Below are 19557 nucleotides of genomic sequence, written 5' to 3'. Positions count from 1 at the left end.
GCCGGACCGGTTTGGCGCAGGCGCTACTTCCGCACGCAGATCACGCGCACCGTCGCCGCCTTGGCGTCGAGCGAGGTTCCGTCGGGCTTGACGCCATGCGTGGCGAGAAAGGCGCGCGTCGCATCGGCGCTGACCATCACGACCTGCGTCGATGGGATCAGCGCCGTGCCGGCGAGGACGCCGGGCTTGAGCAAGGTGACGCCGGCGAACTTGCCGTCGCCGTCGAGCGCCGCCGCTCCGGAAAAGCCGAGCCCGGGCGCCGGCGCCAGCGAGGCGTCGCCGGCGCCATTGCCGGCGAGCTGCGCCTTGACGGTGCTGATCGCGGCACCGCCGCCCTGGCTCTGCGGATCGGCGATGCCGACGATGTCGACCGACGATTTCGCACTGCCGCCCGACAGCGCCAGCGGCTTCAGGCCGCGCGCGCCGTAGATGCGCAGCAGCGCCAGGCCGCGCTCCTTGTCCTCGGCCACGCGCTCGGCATGGCCGAAACCGGGAATGGTGATCGCCACGCAGGCATCGGTCACCTCGCGATCGGCGATGATGGCGCCGTCCTGGGTAGCGATGATGCCGGTGCCGTAATCGACGCGGCGCCGTGGCGCGGGCTGCGCGGCCAATGTCGACGGAAACGCGGTGAAAGCGCTCGACATCGCGATCACGACCGGCTCGACCGTGTTCTCGGTGGCCTGATCGTAGAGGATGGTCAGGATACGCACCTCGTCGCCCCGAAAGGTGCCGCGGATGTAGAACTTCTTCAGGTTCTGCAGGCCCGAGAGCACGAAGAAGTCGGGCTTCACCACGCTGTAGTCGACGGTGCGGCCGGGCTCCTTCTTCTCGCGGTCGGCGAGCGCCGCGGTGGTCGGGTTCGCCTCCTTGCGGCGTGACAGCACGACCTGCACGGTGCCGGTGGGCGAGGTCCATTTCGAGCCGGTGCCGTCGCTGGTCTGTTGCGGCACCAGCTTTGCGGGAATACCGAGCCGTGCGCCGCTGACCGGCTCGGTCACGAGCTTCCAGCCGACGCCCTCCTGCTTGCGGCGTGCGGTGTCGGCGAGCACGGCGCGCTCCTGCGGGTTCAGCACGCCGGTCGGCTTGCCGCCGACCAGCTTCTGGTATTCCTTGATCGCGTTGACCATGCGCTCGCTGACGTCGCCGGTGATGGCGCCATTGTACTGGCCGACCCAGGCGAGATCGGATTGCAACGCGAGGCGCTCGGCCTGGCTCATCGCATTGGCGGTGTCGGCGGGAGCCTGCACGCCCGGGCGCACCGGCTGGGTCGCGACGGGCTTGGGCTTGGCGCCCGGCAACGCGCCCTGCGGCGTCTGTGCCTGCGCCGACGCGCATGCGGCGATCCCGCAGATGAAGGTTGCCGTGGCCAGCCGTCTCATGACAAATCCCGATGCTCTTGCCGCGCCGTTAAATAAGCACATCTGCTTGGTCGGTCACAATCCGGCGAGGGTTCAGTGCGGAGATCCGGCGTCTTCGCTACGGGCCGACAATGGGCTGACAGCGGTGCGGCAGCGGAAGGACGGTGTAACGATGCTGAGCGACGAAGAACTGGAGCGCTATGCCCGTCACATCGTGCTGCGCGACGTCGGCGGTCCCGGCCAGGCGGCGCTGAAGCGGGCGTCGGTGCTGGTGGTCGGCGCAGGCGGCCTCGGCGCACCGGCGCTGATGTATCTCGCCGCGGCCGGCGTCGGCACGATCGGCGTGGTCGACGACGACGTCGTGTCGCTGTCGAATCTGCAGCGTCAGGTCATCCATGCGACCCCCGACATCGGCAGACCCAAAGTCGAGAGCGCCGCCGAGCGCATCAACGCGCTCAATCCGCATGTGAGCGTCATGGCGCATCGGACCTGGCTCAATGCCGACAACGCGCTCGATCTGATCGGCGCTTATGATCTCGTGCTCGACGGCTCCGACAATTTCGACACCCGCTATCTCGTCTCCGATGCCTGCTTTCTGGCCGCGCGGCCGCTGATCACCGGCGCGCTCGGCACCTTCGATGCGTCGCTGACGACGATCCGGGCGCATGAGCGGAATGAGAAGGGCCAGTTTAATCCGACCTATCGCTGCCTGTTCCCCGAGCCGCCGCCGCCCGGCACGGTGCCCGCCTGCGCCGAAGCCGGCGTCATGGGTGCGCTCGCCGGCATGCTCGGCTCGATGATGGCGCTGGAGGCGATCCGCGAGATCGTCGGCTTCGGCGAGGGGCTGGTGGGACGGCTCTTGATGCTGGACGCGCGCACGATGCGGTTCGAGACCCTGCGCTATGGGCGCGATCCCGCCAATCCGCTGAACGGTGATGGACCTGTCATTGCGGACTTGAGCGCGCATCGGAAGTGACGGCCGCTTGAGTCGAGAGGCGCGCCACAAATTCACTGTCGTCCCGGACAAGCCCGGCGACGCAACGCGTCGTCGGGCGCCGATCCGGGACCATACTCCGTGTATGCAATGAGGCGCACGGAACGGGTCATCTGCCTGTTCCAGACATCACGCGGTATGGGTCCCCGCGTTCGCGGGGACGACACCGAGTTTGTTGCGCGACCTGGACTCGCATGACGCTCAGCCCGGCTGACCGCGCTCGCTGTCCATATGCACCAACTGCGCCTCCGGATAGCGCTCTCCGGCGGCGACACCAATCGGGAAGGCCTTGTCCAGCGCGGCGAGTTGGACCTCGGTGAGCTTGACGCAGAGCGCGCCGAGCGCCTCGTCGAGACGGTCGCGGCGGCGGGCGCCGACCAGCGGGACGATGTCGTTGCCCTGCGCGGCCACCCAGGCGATCGCGACTTGCGCCGGCGTGGCGCCGACCTCGCCTGCCAGGCTGCGCAGCGTGTCGACCAGGCTGAGATTGCGATCGAGATTGTCGCCACTGAAGCGCGGCGAATGGCCACGGAAGTCGGCAGCGTTGGCGCGGTCCATCGACCAGTGCCCGCTGATCAGCCCGCGCGACAGCACGCCATAGGCGGTGATGCCGATGCCGAGCTCGCGGCAGGTTTGCAGGATGTCGCTCTCGATGCCGCGCGAGATCAGCGAATATTCGATTTGCAGATCCGAGATCGGGTGCACCTTGTGCGCCCGGCGAATCGTCTCTGAACCGACCTCCGACAACCCGATATGCCTGATGTAGCCGGCCTGTTTCAGCTCGGCCATCGCGCCGATCGTGTCCTCGATCGGCACCTTGGGATCGAGCCGCGCCGGGCGGTAGATGTCGATGGCGTCGACGCCGAGCCGCTGCAGCGAATAGGACAGGAAGGTTCTGACAGCTTCGGGCCGGCTGTCATAGCCGAGCCAGCTCTTGTCGGGGCCGCGCAGGGCGCCGAACTTCACGGAGATCTGCACGTTGCGCGGACCGGCCGAGGCCAGCGCCTCGCGGATCAGCATCTCGTTGTGGCCCATCCCGTAGAAGTCGCCGGTGTCGAGCAGCGTGATGCCGGCGTCGAGCGCGGCGTGGATGGTGGCGATGCTCTCGGACCGGTCGGTGGGGCCGTAGAAGTCCGACATGCCCATGCAGCCTAGTCCGATGACCGAAACGTCGGGGCCGGTCGAGCCGAGTTGGCGGGTTTGCATGATCAATCTCCTCTTGCTGGCGCAGGCGGCCTGCTGGCCCGCCCGGACAACGCGGATATCGGCGCATTTCCTCGGTTCGATAAGCTGGACAATTTCGAATGGACTGTTCAACATATCGAACAATGAGCGAGCCGGACCTCCGTGATCTTCAAGCCTTCGCTGCCGTGGCTCGCAGCGGCAATTTCCGCCGGGCTGCGCGCGAGCAGGGCCTCGCGGCATCCAGCCTCAGCCAGCGGCTCAAGGAGCTGGAGCAGCGGCTCGGCGTCCGGCTGCTCAACCGGACCACGCGAAGCGTCGGCCTGACGCAGGCCGGCGAGGCGCTGCTGGCACGGCTCGAGCCGGCGCTGTCCGAGATCGAAGCGGCGATCCATCAGGTGCGCGGCCAGCAGCAGGTCGCGGCGGGGCGCCTGCGCATCAATGCGCCGCCGCCCGCGGTCGATCTGGTGCTGGCGCCGATGGTCGCGCCGTTCCTTCAGGCCTATCCGCTGATCGAGCTCGAGATCGTCGCCGACAGCGGCTTCGTCGACATCGTGCAGGCCGGGTTCGATGCCGGCGTGCGCTATGGCGAGCACCTGGCGCAGGACATGATCGCCGTGCCGCTCGGCGAAACGCAGCGCTACGCCATCGTCGCCTCACCGCACTATGTGGCGCAGCATGGCCGTCCCGCGCATCCGCGCGACCTGCTGCAGCAAGGCTGCATTCGCACGCGCTTCTCGTCCGGTGCGATGCTGGATTGGGAGTTCGAGAAGGACGGGCAGGTGATCAGGATCGCGCCGCCGGCCCGGCTGATCGCGGTCCAGCTCGGTCTGGCCTTCCGTGCCGCCTGCGACGGGGTCGGCTATTGGGCGACATTCGAGGGACATGTGCGCGATGCGTTGGCGGCAGGCCGCCTCGTCAGCGTGCTGGACGACTGGTGCCCGCCGTTCCCCGGACCGTATCTATATTACCCGAGCCGCCGGCAACCGCCGCCGGCGCTGGCGGCGTTCGTCGCGTTCGTCGGGGAGTGGCGGAAGCGCGCGGGCGCCCCGCACCCAGCTGCCGTCCCGGCCTCGAGCGGAGACCCATAACCACCAGCGTGAACGAGACGATGACGACCAGCGATGTCCCACGCGGACATTACGCGGTACGGGTCCCTGCGTTCGCAGCGACGACACTGATTGTGGGGTCGAGTGACGGGCCTACAACATGCTCGGCAGCACGCGGTCCGGCGGGCGGTGGTTGTCGAGGAAGGTCTTGATGTTGATGATGACCTTCTCGCCCATTTCGACGCGGCCTTCGATGGTGGCCGAGCCCATGTGCGGCAGCAGCGTCACCTTGCCGGCCTTGGCGAGCCGGACCAGGCGCGGATTCACCGCGGGCTCGTGCTCGAACACGTCGAGACCGGCGCCGGCGATGTCGCCGGCCTCGATCAGCCGCGTCAGCGTCTCCTCGTCGATCACCTCGCCGCGTGCGGTGTTGACGATGTAGGCGTCCTTGCGGATCAGCTTCAGCCGGCGCGCCGACAGCAGATGGAACGTCGCCGGCGTGTGCGGGCAGTTGACCGAGATGATGTCCATCCGCGCCAGCATCTGGTCGAGGCTCTCCCAGTAGGTAGCGCCGAGCTCGTCGGCGATCACGGGAGCGACCGGGCGGCGGTTGTGATAGTGGATCTGCAGGCCGAAGGCGCGGGCACGCCGCGCCACGGCCTGGCCGATCCGGCCCATGCCGATGATGCCCAAGCGCTTGCCGCCGATGCGGTGGCCGAGCATCCAGGTCGGCGACCAGCCCGCCCAGTTCTTGCCCTCGGTGAGGATCGAGGCGCCCTCGATCAGCCGCCGCGGCACGGCGAGGATCAGCGCCATGGTCATGTCGGCGGTGTCCTCGGTGAGGACCTTCGGCGTGTTGGTGACGGTGATGCCGCGCGCCACCGCCGCCGCGACGTCGATGTTGTCGACGCCGTTGCCGAAGTTGGCGATCATGCGCAGCTTGCAATCGGGCTGATTGAGAATGTCGGCGCTGATGTGGTCGGTGACGGTCGGAACCAGCACCTCGGCGGTGCGCACGGCGTCGGCGAGTTGTTCCTGGCTCAACGGCTCGTCGTCGAGATTGAGCCTGGCGTCGAACAGCTCGCGCATGCGCGTCTCGACCGAGTCCGGCAGCTTGCGTGTCACCACGACGAGGGGCTTTTTCCTACCTGACATGTGCTGCTCTCATGAGATCCTTCAGACCTCATTAACCGGGTTCGCCGAAACTACCGTCGTCGCCTGAGAGCGGCGCTTCCCTGGACTGGTCGTGTCGGATCTCGCAGGTGGGCCGATCCGTCCCTGACAGGGCTTCGCGAGCGATTCTCAGGCGCTTCCTGGCCGCTTGTGTTCGGTCCTGTCTAGCAGAAGGCCCGGCCAAGACAAGAAGCCAACGGCAGGTCGGGACTGGCGCTTTCGGCAAGCCCTCTCCGAGCACGAAGGGGGGCAGCCGGGCGGTTCGATGGGGATCGGGCGAAGGATCGCAACGCAATCCGCTTTGATCGGAGCGCGGGTCGATCCTTTCGAGGGAGAGTGAGTTGAGTAAATTGACGTTGTGGCGTTTCGGTGCTGTCGTGGTGCTGCTGGTCTGTCTGTTCGACGTTGCCGTCGGCAGGGGCGGCGTTGCGGCGAAGGACTCCGTTCTCACCACCAGCGGCCTGCCGGTGCCGCGCTATGTCAGCCTGAAGTCGGATCATGTGAACGTTCGTGCCGGTCCGACCAAGGACAACGACGTGGCCTGGGTCTATACGCGCTCCGGCCTGCCGGTCGAGATCACTGCGGAATATGAGAACTGGCGCCGCGTGCGCGATTCCGAAGGCTCGGAGGGGTGGGTCTATCACTCGTTGCTGTCGGGGCGCCGCACGGCGGTGGTCACGATGAAGAACAAGGACGATCTCGCCCCGATCTACGAGAGCGCCGACGCGACCAGCGCGGTCACAGCGCGGCTGCAGGCAGGCGTTGTCGCGCAGGTGAAGAAATGCGGCAATGGCTGGTGCCGCGTGCTCGGCAATGGTTTCGAAGGCTGGATCCAGCAGCAGCGGCTGTGGGGCGTCTACGCCGACGAGCAGGTCAATTGAAGGCCCAGGTCAGCGCAATGCGCTGACCTCCATCCTGACGCGCTCCCGACACAAAAATGCCCGCAGCGGGTGCGGGCATGGTGCTTCGATGAAGACCTTCCGGAGGCTCAGCGCTTCTTGCGCAGCCGGACGACCATGTCGATCCGGGCGATCTCGTAACCTTCGGGCGCCTCCGGCAGCTTCGACAGCGCCAGATGCTGGTCCGGGATGTCGACCAGCTCGTGGTTGTTCTCGAGATAGAAGTGATGGTGGGCGGTGACGTTGGTGTCAAAATACGTCTTCGTGCCGTCAACGCTGACCTGGCGCAGCAGGCCGGCGTCGGTCAGCTGGTTCAGCGTATTATAGACCGTGGCGAGCGAGACCGGAACCTTGGCCAGCGTCGCTTCCTCGTAGAGCATTTCGGCGGTCAGATGCCGCGCGCCCTTGCCGAACAGCAGCCAGCCGAGGGCCATGCGCTGGCGGGTCGGGCGCAGCCCGGCCGCCTGCAGCATCTCGTTGACGTCGTGCCATGGGCAGCCATTGAGTGCTGGCTGCCGGCCGTTCCCGAGATCCGGGTTGCCGCGGTCATGACCACTCATCGAGGCGTTGTTGCTGACATCCACTTCAAGCACCGCACAATCTCGCTCTCATCCACAACCGATATAGGAAGAAACCCATTCAGATGCAAGCTTATCGCAACTAACGTATCTAGAACGCTCCTAAACTGCATTTGCCGCCCGGTTCGGGCGCCGGCCCTGGTGCTGCGTCGATTTACCTGGATACGCGCATTGACGCCGCAATCCTCTATGTTAGAGAGCGCCCGGACCCGATTTGCCCTGCCATGGTGAGCGCCGGCGGCCGTGATGGCCATGTGCGCGAATCCAGGCGTCGTTAGGCCCGCCGCTGACAGCGGTCATGTTCGCCAAGTGCGATGGCCCAGCCTTCGTGCCGACGCGATGACCGGCCAGCGCGGCGCGGAAGGGGGCGGCGCGCGGGAAGGGTCCATGTCGCGCGGCACAAATTCCACCGGGGATCGTTGAGAAAGGCCACCAAGCATGCTGGATCGGCGCAGCGCATATGAATACGAGGACCTGCTGGCCTGCGGCCGCGGGGAGCTGTTCGGCCCCGGCAATGCACAACTGCCGCTGCCGCCGATGCTGATGTTCGATCGGATCGTCGAGATCTCCGAGACCGGCGGCGAGTTCGGCAAGGGCGTCGTCCGCGCCGAGCTCGACGTGAAGCCGGATCTCTGGTTCTTCGGCTGCCATTTCAAGAATGATCCGGTGATGCCGGGCTGTCTCGGCCTCGATGCGATGTGGCAGATGGTCGGCTTCTACCTCGGCTGGACCGGCGGCGCGGGGCGCGGCCGTGCGCTGGGCCTCGGCGATCTCAAGTTTTCCGGCCAGGTGCTGCCGACCGCCCGCAAGGTTGTGTACAACGTCGACATCAAGCGCGTGATGCGCTCAAAGCTGGTGCTCGGTATTGCCGACGGGTGGCTTTCGATGGATGGCGAGATTATCTATCGCGCCAAGGACCTGAAGGTCGGCCTGTTCAAGCAGGGCGCCGCGCCGACTTGAACCGGCAGGCTGCGACCACAGACAGTGCAGCAGGCACGGCTGCAACACAACACACGAGCAAGGTGAGGCGGACATCATGAGGCGGGTTGTCATCACGGGCATGGGCATCGTCTCATCGATCGGCAACAACACCCAGGAGGTGCTCGCCAGCCTGTACGAGGCGAAGTCCGGTATCTCCCGCGCCGAGAAATATGCCGAGCTTGGTTTTCGTTCGCAGGTGCAAGGTGCGCCGACGCTGAATCCCGCCGACGTGGTCGACCGCCGCGCCATGCGCTTCCTCGGCGAGGGGGCGGCGTGGAATCATGTCGCCATGGAGCAGGCCATCCTCGATTCCGGGTTGGAGCCGACCGACGTCTCCAACGTCAGAACCGGCATCATCATGGGCTCAGGCGGGCCATCGACGCGCACGCTGGTGGAAGCGGCCGACATCACCCGCACCAAGGGCCCGAAGCGCGTCGGTCCGTTCGCCGTGCCGAAGGCAATGTCGTCGACGGCCTCGGCGACGTTGGCGACCTGGTTCAAGATCAAGGGCGTCAACTACTCGATCTCCTCGGCCTGTGCGACCTCCAATCATTGCATCGGCAATTCCTACGAGATGATCCAGTACGGCAAGCAGGACGTGATGTTCGCCGGCGGCTGCGAAGAGCTCGACTGGACGCTGTCGGTGCTGTTCGACGCGATGGGTGCGATGTCGTCGAAGCACAACGACACGCCTGCGACCGCGTCGCGGCCCTATGACGTCACGCGCGACGGCTTCGTGATCGCCGGCGGCGCCGGCGTCCTCGTGCTGGAAGAGCTCGAGCACGCCAAGGCGCGCGGCGCCAAGATCTACGGCGAGATCGTGGGCTACGGCGCGACCTCGGACGGCTACGACATGGTGGCGCCGTCGGGCGAAGGCGCCGAGCGCTGCATGCAGCTCGCGCTGTCGACCGTGAAGACGAAGATCGACTACATCAATCCGCATGCGACTTCGACGCCGGCCGGCGATCCGCCGGAGATCGAGGCGATCCGCAAGGTGTTCGGCCGCGGCGAGAAATGTCCGCCAATCTCGGCGACCAAGGCGCTGACCGGCCACTCGCTCGGCGCCACCGGCGTCCAGGAAGCGATCTATTCGCTGCTGATGATGAAGAACGGCTTCATCTGCGAGAGCGCCAACATCACCGAGCTCGATCCCGCCTTCGCCGACATGCCGATCGTGCGCAAGCGCATCGACAACGCCAAGCTCGGCACCGTGCTGTCGAACTCGTTCGGCTTCGGCGGCACCAACGCGACGCTGGTGTTCAAGCAGCTCGACGCCTAAGATTTCCAACAGCACTGGTTTCGTCGGCATCATGGCCGGGCAGCAGCGCGAAGCTCATTCTTCGCACCGATGTCCGGCCATTGGCGTCTCGAAGACGGAACGATCATCCTGGCTGGGTCGATCCCGGCATGACGAAGGAGAGACATCATGCAGGGACTGATGGCAGGCAAGCGCGGCCTGGTCATGGGCATCGCCAACGACCATTCGATCGCCTGGGGCATCGCCAAGACGCTGGCGGCGCATGGTGCCGAGATGGCCTTCACCTATCAGGGCGACGCGCTCGGCAAGCGCGTCCGTCCGCTCGCCGATGAGCTCGGCGTCAAGCACGTGTTGCCTTGCGACGTCGAGGACATCGCCAGCGTCGACGGCGTGTTCACCGCATTGCGCGAGGCCTGGGGCGGGCTCGACTTCGTCGTCCATGCGGTCGCCTTCTCCGACAAGAACGAGCTCAAGGGCCGCTACGCCGACACCTCGCGCGAGAATTTTGCGCGCACGATGCTGATCTCCTGCTTCTCCTTCACCGAGATCGCCAAGCGCGCCGCCGAGCTGATGCCGGAAAGCGGCGGCAGCATGATCACCTTGACCTTCGACGGCTCCAACCGCGTGATGCCGAACTACAACGTGATGGGTGTCGCCAAGGCCGCGTTGGAAGCCTCGGTGCGCTATCTCGCCGCCGACTACGGCCGCCGCAGCATCCGTGTCAACGCGATCTCGGCCGGCCCGGTGCGCACGCTGGCGGGCTCGGGCATCGGCGATGCCCGCTTCATGTTCGCCTTTCAGCAGAAGCACTCGCCGCTCGGTCGCGGCGTGACCCTGGAGGAGCTTGGCGGCTCGGCGCTCTATCTGCTGTCGGAGCTGTCCGGCGGCGTCACCGGCGAGATCCACTACGTCGATTCCGGCTACAACGTGATCTCGATGCCGCGCCCCGAGGATCTCAAGGCGGACTGACCTCCGCGCGCATCGGCGGTATCAGGGGAACGCGAGACTCCGTCCCCCGATCGACCCAAATTTTCCCAGTTGAAGACAATGTTCCTGAACGGCTAATCAGGAAGCATTGGCGCAACTCGTGTTGGTTGTTGCGACGACGCTGCGATGCATCATGACCGGTGCATCGGCCGCGGCCGTCAGCTAGCCGCTCGCGCCGGCAGCAAGACAAGTCGTGGGGGCGATTGATGCTGCGTTCGAAGGCCCGTGTCATCGCTCTCTGCGCGATGACCGGCATTGCGCTTGTGGCAGGGGGCGTCGGGCCGGCGCAGGCGCAATCGAGCGTCTGGGACTCCACGATCTCCAACACCAGCTGGTATGTGCCGACGGCGCAGCTGCTCGCCTACATGTCGCCGAAGACGGGCTTCTCCAATCCGGTCCCGATCGGTGACCAGACGTTGTGGACCTTGGGCACCGCGAGCAACGGCGCCTTCACCGGCACCAGCGTCGCGCAGCTCAGGATCGGGCTGGCGCTGCTGACGGACACCTCGACCATCCAGGGCTTCGTCACCACCAGCGGCCAGATCACCATGCTGTTCACGCCGACCGGCGGCGGCACTGCGACCGTCGGACTCGGCTATATGCGCAACGTCAACGGCGTGACCAGCATGGAAATGCAGATGATCACCGGCGACAGCCTGCTGGTGACGCATTGGGCCTACATGCTCCCCTATGATCCCGCGACCTTCACGCCGCCGCCGTCGGCACCGGTGCCGGCCAACTCAGTGCCGCAATGGGCGTGGACCGCCGGCACGCCTTGGCGGATCGTCAGTCCCACATTGTTCGGCACGCAGGCGCCGGGCCGTTTCGTCATCACGAGCTATCAGAACGGCTATTTCTGGGGTGCGGGCGTCGCGCCGCCCGGCAGCGCCGCGGCCGGCTTCACGCTGCTCGGCTCGGTGACTCCCGAGGGCAGCGTGCTGTTCAACACCCTCTCGCGCGGCACCCTGACCAGCCTCTATGGCACGGCGAGCGGCAACGCCGCAGGCGCGCAGATGCTGGTGTCGACCTACGACCTCACCGGAAACCTGACCGGAGGACTGGCGACGATGTCGCTGATCCGGCCTTATGCGGATACGCTGCGGTCTGCAGGCGGCCGCGTCGGCTTGGAAGCGGCTGACGTACTGTACCGGCTGTCGATGACGTCGGCCGGCTGGACCGGATCGATGGTCTCGGGCTTTGCCGCGCTTGATAATCTCAGCGGTCCATCTCTCAGCGCCGCCGTGAAGCAGACGTTGCCGGTGTTGACCGGGGCGGCCTCGCAGGCGACCCATGTCAGCCAGCAGGCGTTCCGGCAGACGATGACCAACAGGCTCGACGATGTCGGCAGCATCGGCTGGGCCGCTGGTCGCAATGTCTGGATGCAGCCCCTCGGCAGCACCGCGCAGCAGACGGGGCGCGATGGCGTTCCCGGCTATGACGCCTCCGGCGGCGGTCTGGCGTTCGGCGCCGACGTCGCAGTCTCGTCCCGCGCCATCATTGGCGGCGTTCTCGGTTATTCTCATCACACGATCACCGGAAGCGACGCCGCCGTGCCGAACCGTCTCGGTCTCGCCTCCTATCAGCTCGGGCTCTATGGAGCCTACGCGATCACCCGTGATGTCCTCTTCGACTATCAGCTCGATGGCGGATCGACCGATAACGGCGAAAACAGGTCGCTGAGCTTCATGGGCGCATCCGCCGGCGGCAGCTATCGTTCCTACAGCGGCCATGCCGGCGCAGGCATCAAGACGCGCATTCCGCTGCAGGACCGATTCGCGCTCGTTCCAGCACTGCGCCTGGACTACGGCACGGTTCGCAGCAATTCCTACGGCGAGAACGGTGCCGGCGGTTTCAGCCTCAACGTCGATCCTCAGATTTATCAGGAGCTCGTGACGACGGCGCAGCTGAAAGCGGTCTACGCGCCCACCAGGCAGATTCGTCTGACCAGCGATATCGGCGTCGGCTACAACACGCTGAATCAGCCATTGCAGATCCGCGCGACGTTCTCGGGCGGCGGCGAGAGCTTCGTCACCCACGGCCTCGGCCTGTCGCCATGGATCTATTCGGCGGGCCTTGGTCTTGTGGCCGCCGGCAACGACCGGCTCGACCTCAGCATCCGCTATGGCATCAACGCGACATCGTCCGGTCTCGTCCAGCAGTCGGGCCACGCGGTGCTGAAGATCAGGCTGTGACGCGCCGAGCTCGTCGTTCTATTCGCGCCCGAAATAGGCCGGCAAGCGCTGGTCGAGCCGGAATTTGAGCATCGAACGCGCCATGTCGCGCAGCACATTGTTGTTCGCAGCCTCCGGCGGCGAAGCGGGGAATGCGGAGTTGTCGACGTCCCCGGCGTGAGACGGCGGTCCGACGCCGGACGTCAGCCGTGAGAGCAGCGATCTGGAGCTCGTGGCAGGCTCGCGCGTCTCGAACGTCGCGCCGTCATAGAGCTGGATATCGATCATGGTGAAGACGTGGCTGATCCGGCCGAATCCCTCGCCCCGGTTGATGACACCGACGCCGGTAACCTCGTCGTTTGTCGAGGGTTCGCTGTCGGTCCGGCGGGTGATCACGAGGTAGCGAGCGCACCCTGCCGTGCCGGCCACCTTCCTGACGATGGGCGTGAGCTTTCCGTTCTCGGCCTTGACCGGTGGCGACTGATAGAATGGATCGAATGCGCCCTTGGGGACGCTGATGCGGCGGATCCCGCTATCACCCGCGGCTGCCTTCACGCGCGCGTAGACGATGTCGTCGAAACCCCAGGACACCGGCACTTCGGCGTACTCGTTGCCCAGGCGGGTCATGCCGTTCTTCTGCACCGTGAAGACATCGCCGAGCGCGGCGATCACCCCGACCTCGCACGGTCCGCCCTCGCGAAGGGCCGTCGTCGGCTTGGCTGCCTTGGCAGCGGTGCCCGCGGTCTTTGGCGCTGTTTTGGCATTCAGCGGCGCCGGCGCCGATTGCGCCAGGGCATTGGTGCATGACCAGATCACGGCCATGAACAGCGGCGCCAGTCGGCGAGAGATTGTCACTGGGAGAGCTCGTCGCATAAGGGAGAGGATTGGGCCAATGAAGCTCGTTCGAACCGTGTGAACGCGGGCGACGGCATCATTCGATCTTCAGATAGCTCGGCAGGTCGCGATCGAGCTTCGCCGCGACCAGAGTACGCAGCCGCTCGCGCAGGGCGGTGCTGGAGGCCGCAGCCGCGAGAGGCTCGGGGAAGTCGGCATTGTTGAGCTTATTGAGAGGATCCTCGGTGAGCCTCATGGTCTCGGCCAGCCTGGCGCCGGTATCCGCCGAGAACGAGCTGATCTTCTCGTAGGATTGGCCGTCGATGAGCGTGATGTTGACGTTCGCAAACAGATGCGAGTGCCTGAGGATCGATCCGACCCCCTGATTGTAGGCGCCGATGCCTCTGAGCCTCAGGGTGGTGTTGGGAATGGTCGTCTCGAACCTGGTGACGACGAGGTAGCGTGCGCAGTTGGCATTCGTGGTGACGTTGCGAACGATCGAGGCCAGGCTCTCCTTCGGATCGGGCAGGAAGCGCGACGTCGGATGGTAGTAGGGCTCGAACGCGCCTTTCGGATAGCCGATCCTGTGCACGGCCGGGTCGCCGCCGGTGGCCGCGCGCACGCGCGCCATGGCGAGGTCGTCCAGTCCCCATCCCGGCAACGTGACTTCGTCCTCTTCGATTTCAAACACGGTGAGGCCGAACTTGCTGACGGCGAGCTGGTCGCCGAGTGCGGAAATGACGCCAAGACGGCACGGACCGCTTTCGATGGCGCCTGGTTTCGCCATCGCCTTTGTCTTTCCGGAGGGTTTCTTGGCCGCGGGGGCGGCCTTGGGCGCCGTTGCTGACGGAGCCTGGGCCCAAGCCCCGGTTGCGAAGGCAGCGGCGAGGACGACGAGCGCAAGACGACGGATCGGCAGGAGCGGCACGGACATGGGGACGGTTCGAGAATGCGAGGTCGTCGGGAACTCGAACTTAGTTCGCCTGCGAAGGGGCACGCAACGGTTTCCGGTCGCCACGCGCAAGATTTGCGCTTGCACGCTCTGCGATCAGGAGGCCGCCGCCTGACCGTCACGCTTCCAGCGATAATATTTCATGATCCGGCCGTGCAGCGGGTCAGCTTCCTCCTTTTCCAGCACGAAGCCCTCGCGCTCGTACCAGCGCCACGCCTTGTCGTTGCCCTTCGCGCAGCGCAGCCACACTTCGTCGGGGAGCAGCTCGCGGGTGAAGGCGAGCAGCCGGCGGCCGAGCGAGCGGCCCTGATGGGACGGGGCGATCATCAGCTGGTCGAGATAGAGCGTGGGGACGTTGATCGCGAGCATCGCCGCGAGGCCGCCGCGGTCGTCGGCGACATACAGGCTCCAACCGCCGGCGACTTCACGCGGCACGCGCTCCCTGAGGACCGCGAGCAGCCTCTCGCTCTGCGCTTCCAGGCCCGTCGAACACCAGCTCTCCATCCAGAGCCTGGCGACGGCGTCGTATTCGTCCGGACGGGCAGGGCGGATGATAGGATGGTGCATGTGGGTGACCTTAAGCGGGGTGACGGCCTCTGCATCCGCAGCCGTGACCTGGGACGCGCGAGGGTGCGCGACCAATAGGACAACAAAAAAGGGCGGCCCGAAAGCCGCCCTTTGTATTTCATTCGAAGGGGACGCCGGCTTTACTCGCCAGCGGCTTCGCGCGCCTCGGCGGGCGCGTCCTTCTGCTTGGCCTCGAGATCCTCGCCGGTGGTCTGGTCGACCGCCTTCATCGACAGCCGGGTCTTGCCGCGGTCGTCGAAGCCGAGCAGCTTGACCTTGACCTTGTCGCCTTCCTTGACGACGTCGGTGGTCTTCTGCACGCGCTTGTCGGCGAGCTGCGAGATGTGCACGAGGCCGTCGCGGGTGCCGAAGAAGTTCACGAAAGCGCCGAACTCCATCACCTTGACGACGGTGCCGTCATAGATCTGGCCGACCTCCGGATCGGAGGCGATCGACTTGATCCACTTGATGGCGGCCTTCATCGCCTCGCCGTCGTTGGAGGCGACCTTCACGGTGCCGTCGTCCTCGATGTTGACCTTGGCGCCGGTCTTCTCGACGATCTCGCGGATCACCTTGCCGCCGGTGCCGATCACTTCGCGGATCTTGTCGGTCGGGATCTTGAAGGTCTCGATGCGCGGCGCGTATTCGCCGAGCTCGGCGCGCGCGGCGGTCAGCGCCTTGGACATCTCACCCAGGATGTGGATGCGGCCTTCGCGAGCCTGGCCCAGCGCAACCCGCATGATCTCCTCGGTGATGCCCTCGATCTTGATGTCCATCTGCAGCGAGGTGATGCCGCTCTCGGTGCCCGCAACCTTGAAGTCCATGTCGCCGAGATGGTCCTCGTCGCCGAGAATGTCGGACAGCACGGCGAAGCGGCTGCCTTCCAGGATCAGACCCATCGCGATGCCCGCGGTCGGCCGCTTCAGCGGCACGCCTGCATCCATCAGCGCCAGCGAGGAGCCGCAGACGGTGGCCATCGACGACGAACCGTTGGACTCGGTCACCTCCGACACCACGCGCGTGGTGTAGGGGAACTCGTGATGCGGCGGCAGCACCGGGTGGATGGCGCGCCAGGCGAGCTTGCCGTGGCCGATCTCACGGCGCTTGGTGCCGCCGAGACGGCCGGTCTCACCGACGGAGTAGGGCGGGAAGTTGTAGTGCAGCAGGAACGTCTCTTTGTACGTCCCCGACAGCGCGTCGATGTACTGTTCGTCCTCGCCGGTGCCGAGCGTGGTTACGACCAGCGCCTGGGTTTCGCCGCGGGTGAACAGCGCCGAACCGTGGGCGCGGGGCAGCACGCCGACCTCGCAGACGATGTTGCGCACCGTCTTGGCGTCACGGCCGTCGATACGCTTGCCGGTGTCCAGGATGTTCCAGCGGACGATCTTGGCCTCGAGCTCCTTGAACACGGCGGCGATCCGGAGCTTGTCGTATTTCGGCTCCTGCCCCTCGGGGAAGAAGTAGGCCATCACCTTTTCCTTGACGGCGCCGACGGCAGCATAGCGTTGCTGCTTGATCGGAATCGCGTAGGCGTTGCGCAGGTCCTGCTCGGCGATCCCAAGCATCTCCTTCTCGATCGCGCCGTTGTCGATGATCGCGACGTCGCGCGGCTCCTTGGCGGCCTTCTCGGCGAGCTCGATGATCGCGTTGATCACCGGCTGGAAGTGACGGTGACCGAACATCACCGCACCGAGCATGATGTCCTCGTTGAGCTCCTTGGCCTCCGATTCCACCATCAGCACGGCGTCCGAGGTGCCGGCGACGACCAGGTCGAGCTGGGTGTCGGCCATCTCGTCGAGGGTCGGATTGAGGATGTATTCGTCATTGGCGAAGCCGACGCGGGCCGCGCCGATCGGGCCCTTGAACGGAACGCCCGACAAGGTCAGCGCGGCCGACGCGCCGACCAGCGCCACGATGTCCGGATCGTTCTCCATGTCGTGCGACAGCACGGTCACGATCACCTGGGTCTCGTTGCGCCAGGCATCGACGAACAGCGGGCGGATCGGGCGGTCGATCAGGCGGGAGACCAGCGTCTCTTTCTCGGTCGGACGGCCCTCGCGCTTGAAATAGCCGCCGGGAATGCGGCCCGCGGCGTAGGTCTTTTCCTGATAGTCGACGGTCAGGGGCAGGAAGTCGACGCCTTCGCGCGGCGCCTTGGCGGCGACGACGGTCGCGAGCACGACGGTCTCGCCATAGGTGGCGACGACGGCGCCGTCAGCCTGACGGGCGATCTTGCCGGTTTCCAGCCTGAGCGGACGCCCACCCCAGTCGATCTCGACGGAATGCTTGGTAAACATGGGTATCTTCTTTCATGAGATGATCGAAGGCAGACCCCCCGGAAACAAAAAAACCATGCGCAAGATTGCAGGGCGCTGGAAAACGATCAGCGCCCTGCGATCCTGCCATGGTTTTCTTATTTCGGATGGCGTCCATCCTTCTCGTAAATAACGGGCACCTTGCCCGTTACGCCCAGCGGCCGGATTGCTGCTGAGGCGTACTGCATGGTCCGGGCAGGATCAGGCGAAGAGCGTATCTGCCTCTTTCCAGATCCAGCCAGACCGCATGATCCCGGACTCGCGAACGCCGCGATCGAAGCGGCGTCCTCGGCATCATGCCATCAACGCGCGCTGGACTGCGCGCGCTCATTCCAACGCGAAGCTCAACGACGGATGTTGTGCTTCTCGAGCAGCGCCTTGTAGCGCGCCTCGTCGTTCTTCTTCAGATAGTCCAGCAGCGAACGGCGGGTCGACACCAGCTTCAGGAGGCCGCGGCGGGAGTGGTTGTCCTTGCCGTGGGTCTTGAAATGGCTGGTCAGGTTGTTGATGCGTTCCGACAGGATCGCAACCTGCACCTCGGGAGAACCGGTATCACCGGCCTTGGTGGCGTTCGCCTTGATGATTTCCGCCTTGCGCTCTGCGGTCACCGACATCGTCAGTCTCTTTCGTTGCGACCGGAGCTGGCAGTCAGTCCGGTCAGGTTGAACACGCGCTTGGGGATGAGTTCGCCATTGCCAATTTCGGCAAGCGCCAGAAGGCGGCCTGCGACCGTGACATAGACTGTGCCGCTACTATTGGGCGCATCCCGTCCGCGCAACAAAACGGCCTGGCCCCTGTGGAGCCTTGCCGCATCAGCCCGAGTGACGGCCAGTGCCGGGATGTCGTCCAGCGCGGTCTCAACGGGCAGGAGTGCGTCGGCGAGGCTTCCCTCACCGGACGCGGCTCTATTGCACAAAGCCTCCAACTGTTCCAGCGGAATCATGTCGTTCTCGGTAAACGGACCCACCAGGGTCCGCCGGAGCGCGCTGATATGGCCGTAACAGCCGAGGAGGCGGCCCATGTCGCGGGCCAGCGCCCGGACATAGGTTCCCTTGCCGCATTCCGCCTCGAATACCGAATGGTCGGGGTCGGGCTGGTCGACGAGGGTCAGTTCATGGATCTCGACCGGGCGCGGCTGGAGCTCGACGACCTCGCCGTCGCGGGCGAGATCATAGGCGCGCTCGCCCTGGATCTTGATCGCGGAATAGCGCGGCGGCGTCTGCTCGATCCGGCCGGTAAATTGCGGCAGCAGCGCCTGGATCGCCGCGGCATCCGGTCGGCTGTCGCTGGTCTCGACGACCCGTCCTTCGGTGTCGTCGGTATCGCGCTCCTCTCCCCAGGTCACGGTGAAGCGGTAGCGCTTGCGGCCGTCCATCACGAAGGGAACCGTCTTGGTGGCTTCGCCCAGCGCGATCGGCAGGCCACCGGAGGCGAGCGGATCGAGCGTGCCGGCATGGCCGGCGCGCTTGGCCTGGAACAGGCGCTTCACCACCGCCACGGCCTGGGTCGAGGTCATGCCGATCGGCTTGTCGAGCACGACCCAGCCATGGACGTCGCGACGATCGCGGCGCGGCTGGCTGCCCTGACCGTTCCCTTGGCGCGGCTTGTTGCGCGGATCGTTGTTGTCGCGCGGCGGGCGTCCGTCGGCAGAATGGATCGTCTTGGCCGCGGTCGGTTCGGCGCTCGGCGCGTCGACAGTGCCGGTTTCGGGGGGAATGGTCATCAGCTCTCTTCCGAATCCGAATTGAGGTCTCTCTGCACCGCGGGTGTTCGCAGTAATTTCTCGATCCGTTCCGCTTCGTCGAATCGCTCGTCGACGCGGAAGCGGATGTCAGGTGCAAATTTCAGGTTAACGCGCCGCGCGATGTCGCCGCGCAGGAACTTCTTGTTGCGCTCCAGCGCCGTGAGCACCACGTCCGTATCCTGTCCGCCGAGCGGCATGATGTAGATCGTGGCGAGCTTCAGATCGGGCGACATGCGGACTTCGGGCACCGTAATGATGTGTCCCTCCAGGTCCGGGTCGTGCACGTCACCGTGGCTGAGAATGTCGGCGACAGCGTGACGCACGGTCTCGGCCACGCGCAACTGACGCTGCGAGCCGCCGGAAGCGGCGCTTCCCCTCTGGTGATGGCGAGGCATTTTTCAAAAATCCAATGGATCGTCGCCCGGCGTGAGCACGGGCGAGAGGATCATTCTGATTGAGTTCAACGACGCTTCGTTAAGTTCAAGAGGCGCGGCGATTCCGCAGGTGCACGG

General features: G+C 65.7%; 18 protein-coding genes. 7 read left to right on the top strand and 11 right to left on the bottom strand.

Annotated elements, in window-relative coordinates; translation table 11 throughout:
- Nucleotides 1–23: 23 nt before the first annotated feature.
- On the bottom strand, nucleotides 24–1382 hold the full coding sequence (locus QW887_RS14435; RefSeq protein WP_316173522.1) for a peptidoglycan-binding protein: 1359 nt from the start codon (nucleotides 1380–1382) through the stop codon (nucleotides 24–26).
- 151 nt (nucleotides 1383–1533) lie between these two features.
- Here QW887_RS14435 and QW887_RS14430 point away from each other — a divergent pair, with 151 nt between their 5' ends.
- The gene (locus QW887_RS14430; protein WP_315716910.1) at nucleotides 1534–2337 is read left to right on the top strand and encodes a molybdopterin-synthase adenylyltransferase MoeB; all 804 of its coding nucleotides are present in this window, start codon (nucleotides 1534–1536) and stop codon (nucleotides 2335–2337) included.
- A 219-nt stretch (nucleotides 2338–2556) separates the two neighbouring features.
- Here QW887_RS14430 and QW887_RS14425 read toward each other — a convergent pair whose 3' ends face one another.
- On the bottom strand, nucleotides 2557–3561 hold the full coding sequence (locus QW887_RS14425) for an aldo/keto reductase (RefSeq protein WP_315716911.1): 1005 nt from the start codon (nucleotides 3559–3561) through the stop codon (nucleotides 2557–2559).
- 122 nt (nucleotides 3562–3683) lie between these two features.
- Between QW887_RS14425 and QW887_RS14420 the strand changes: the two genes are divergently transcribed.
- On the top strand, nucleotides 3684–4628 hold the full coding sequence (locus QW887_RS14420; protein WP_316173523.1) for a LysR family transcriptional regulator: 945 nt from the start codon (nucleotides 3684–3686) through the stop codon (nucleotides 4626–4628).
- A 111-nt stretch (nucleotides 4629–4739) separates the two neighbouring features.
- On the opposite strand, the gene QW887_RS14415 is transcribed toward QW887_RS14420, so the two are convergent.
- Nucleotides 4740–5741, bottom strand: coding sequence for a D-glycerate dehydrogenase (locus QW887_RS14415; RefSeq protein WP_315716913.1), 1002 nt, complete (start codon nucleotides 5739–5741; stop codon nucleotides 4740–4742).
- Between the two features lie 413 nt (nucleotides 5742–6154).
- Between QW887_RS14415 and QW887_RS14410 the strand changes: the two genes are divergently transcribed.
- Nucleotides 6155–6640 (top strand): SH3 domain-containing protein, encoded by a 486-nt coding sequence (locus QW887_RS14410; protein ID WP_409977910.1) that lies wholly within the window; start codon nucleotides 6155–6157, stop codon nucleotides 6638–6640.
- 107 nt (nucleotides 6641–6747) lie between these two features.
- Here QW887_RS14410 and irrA read toward each other — a convergent pair whose 3' ends face one another.
- Nucleotides 6748–7218: an iron response transcriptional regulator IrrA gene (gene irrA / locus QW887_RS14405; protein ID WP_315716966.1), complete on the bottom strand. Its 471-nt coding sequence runs from the start codon at nucleotides 7216–7218 to the stop codon at nucleotides 6748–6750.
- A 456-nt stretch (nucleotides 7219–7674) separates the two neighbouring features.
- Between irrA and fabA the strand changes: the two genes are divergently transcribed.
- The 4 genes from fabA to QW887_RS14385 all read left to right on the top strand — a co-directional run bounded on the left by fabA (nucleotide 7675) and on the right by QW887_RS14385 (nucleotide 12654).
- Nucleotides 7675–8196 carry a 3-hydroxyacyl-[acyl-carrier-protein] dehydratase FabA gene (fabA, locus tag QW887_RS14400; RefSeq protein ID WP_315716914.1) on the top strand — a complete coding sequence of 174 codons (522 nt, stop codon included), beginning with the start codon at nucleotides 7675–7677 and terminating at the stop codon, nucleotides 8194–8196.
- 76 nt (nucleotides 8197–8272) lie between these two features.
- Nucleotides 8273–9496 carry a beta-ketoacyl-ACP synthase I gene (fabB, locus tag QW887_RS14395; RefSeq protein ID WP_315716915.1) on the top strand — a complete coding sequence of 408 codons (1224 nt, stop codon included), beginning with the start codon at nucleotides 8273–8275 and terminating at the stop codon, nucleotides 9494–9496.
- 147 nt (nucleotides 9497–9643) lie between these two features.
- On the top strand, nucleotides 9644–10444 hold the full coding sequence (fabI, locus tag QW887_RS14390) for an enoyl-ACP reductase FabI (protein ID WP_315716916.1): 801 nt from the start codon (nucleotides 9644–9646) through the stop codon (nucleotides 10442–10444).
- 224 nt (nucleotides 10445–10668) lie between these two features.
- Nucleotides 10669–12654 (top strand): autotransporter outer membrane beta-barrel domain-containing protein, encoded by a 1986-nt coding sequence (locus tag QW887_RS14385; RefSeq protein WP_315716917.1) that lies wholly within the window; start codon nucleotides 10669–10671, stop codon nucleotides 12652–12654.
- A gap of 18 nt (nucleotides 12655–12672) precedes the next feature.
- Here the strand turns inward: QW887_RS14385 and QW887_RS14380 are convergent, their stop codons facing one another.
- The 7 genes from QW887_RS14380 to rbfA form a co-directional block, all read right to left on the bottom strand.
- Nucleotides 12673–13488 (bottom strand): hypothetical protein, encoded by an 816-nt coding sequence (locus QW887_RS14380; RefSeq protein ID WP_316159330.1) that lies wholly within the window; start codon nucleotides 13486–13488, stop codon nucleotides 12673–12675.
- A 76-nt stretch (nucleotides 13489–13564) separates the two neighbouring features.
- A complete protein-coding gene (locus QW887_RS14375) occupies nucleotides 13565–14254 on the bottom strand; it encodes a hypothetical protein (protein ID WP_315825653.1) in 690 nt (229 codons plus the stop codon).
- A 261-nt stretch (nucleotides 14255–14515) separates the two neighbouring features.
- Nucleotides 14516–14986 carry a GNAT family N-acetyltransferase gene (locus QW887_RS14370; RefSeq protein WP_315716920.1) on the bottom strand — a complete coding sequence of 157 codons (471 nt, stop codon included), beginning with the start codon at nucleotides 14984–14986 and terminating at the stop codon, nucleotides 14516–14518.
- A 140-nt stretch (nucleotides 14987–15126) separates the two neighbouring features.
- Complete coding sequence (gene pnp / locus QW887_RS14365) at nucleotides 15127–17283, bottom strand: polyribonucleotide nucleotidyltransferase (protein WP_315716921.1); 2157 nt, start codon at nucleotides 17281–17283, stop codon at nucleotides 15127–15129.
- Nucleotides 17284–17645: 362 nt separating this feature from the next.
- Complete coding sequence (gene rpsO / locus QW887_RS14360) at nucleotides 17646–17915, bottom strand: 30S ribosomal protein S15 (RefSeq protein WP_009025947.1); 270 nt, start codon at nucleotides 17913–17915, stop codon at nucleotides 17646–17648.
- 2 nt (nucleotides 17916–17917) lie between these two features.
- Nucleotides 17918–19024 carry a tRNA pseudouridine(55) synthase TruB gene (gene truB, locus QW887_RS14355; protein WP_316194646.1) on the bottom strand — a complete coding sequence of 369 codons (1107 nt, stop codon included), beginning with the start codon at nucleotides 19022–19024 and terminating at the stop codon, nucleotides 17918–17920.
- A complete protein-coding gene (rbfA, locus tag QW887_RS14350) occupies nucleotides 19024–19440 on the bottom strand; it encodes a 30S ribosome-binding factor RbfA (RefSeq protein ID WP_315716923.1) in 417 nt (138 codons plus the stop codon). Before rbfA ends, truB begins: the two co-directional genes overlap by 1 nt.
- Between the last annotated feature and the right edge of the window lie 117 nt (nucleotides 19441–19557).

Source organism: Bradyrhizobium sp. SZCCHNRI3052 (genome assembly GCF_032484895.1).
Lineage (GTDB): Bacteria > Pseudomonadota > Alphaproteobacteria > Rhizobiales > Xanthobacteraceae > Bradyrhizobium.
Note: the sequence above shows the minus strand (reverse complement) of the source record. Positions and strands in the feature narration are given on the sequence as shown.

Coding starts and splice junctions, on each gene's coding strand:
- QW887_RS14435 (WP_316173522.1), bottom strand. CDS start 1,382: ATGAGACGGCTGGCCACGGCAACCTTCATCTGCGGGATCGCCGCATGC.
- QW887_RS14430 (WP_315716910.1), top strand. CDS start 1,534: ATGCTGAGCGACGAAGAACTGGAGCGCTATGCCCGTCACATCGTGCTG.
- QW887_RS14425 (WP_315716911.1), bottom strand. CDS start 3,561: ATGCAAACCCGCCAACTCGGCTCGACCGGCCCCGACGTTTCGGTCATC.
- QW887_RS14420 (WP_316173523.1), top strand. CDS start 3,684: ATGAGCGAGCCGGACCTCCGTGATCTTCAAGCCTTCGCTGCCGTGGCT.
- QW887_RS14415 (WP_315716913.1), bottom strand. CDS start 5,741: ATGTCAGGTAGGAAAAAGCCCCTCGTCGTGGTGACACGCAAGCTGCCG.
- irrA (WP_315716966.1), bottom strand. CDS start 7,218: ATGAGTGGTCATGACCGCGGCAACCCGGATCTCGGGAACGGCCGGCAG.
- fabA (WP_315716914.1), top strand. CDS start 7,675: ATGCTGGATCGGCGCAGCGCATATGAATACGAGGACCTGCTGGCCTGC.
- fabB (WP_315716915.1), top strand. CDS start 8,273: ATGAGGCGGGTTGTCATCACGGGCATGGGCATCGTCTCATCGATCGGC.
- fabI (WP_315716916.1), top strand. CDS start 9,644: ATGCAGGGACTGATGGCAGGCAAGCGCGGCCTGGTCATGGGCATCGCC.
- QW887_RS14385 (WP_315716917.1), top strand. CDS start 10,669: ATGCTGCGTTCGAAGGCCCGTGTCATCGCTCTCTGCGCGATGACCGGC.
- QW887_RS14375 (WP_315825653.1), bottom strand. CDS start 14,254: ATGGCGAAACCAGGCGCCATCGAAAGCGGTCCGTGCCGTCTTGGCGTC.
- QW887_RS14370 (WP_315716920.1), bottom strand. CDS start 14,986: ATGCACCATCCTATCATCCGCCCTGCCCGTCCGGACGAATACGACGCC.
- pnp (WP_315716921.1), bottom strand. CDS start 17,283: ATGTTTACCAAGCATTCCGTCGAGATCGACTGGGGTGGGCGTCCGCTC.
- rpsO (WP_009025947.1), bottom strand. CDS start 17,915: ATGTCGGTGACCGCAGAGCGCAAGGCGGAAATCATCAAGGCGAACGCC.
- truB (WP_316194646.1), bottom strand. CDS start 19,024: ATGACCATTCCCCCCGAAACCGGCACTGTCGACGCGCCGAGCGCCGAA.
- rbfA (WP_315716923.1), bottom strand. CDS start 19,440: ATGCCTCGCCATCACCAGAGGGGAAGCGCCGCTTCCGGCGGCTCGCAG.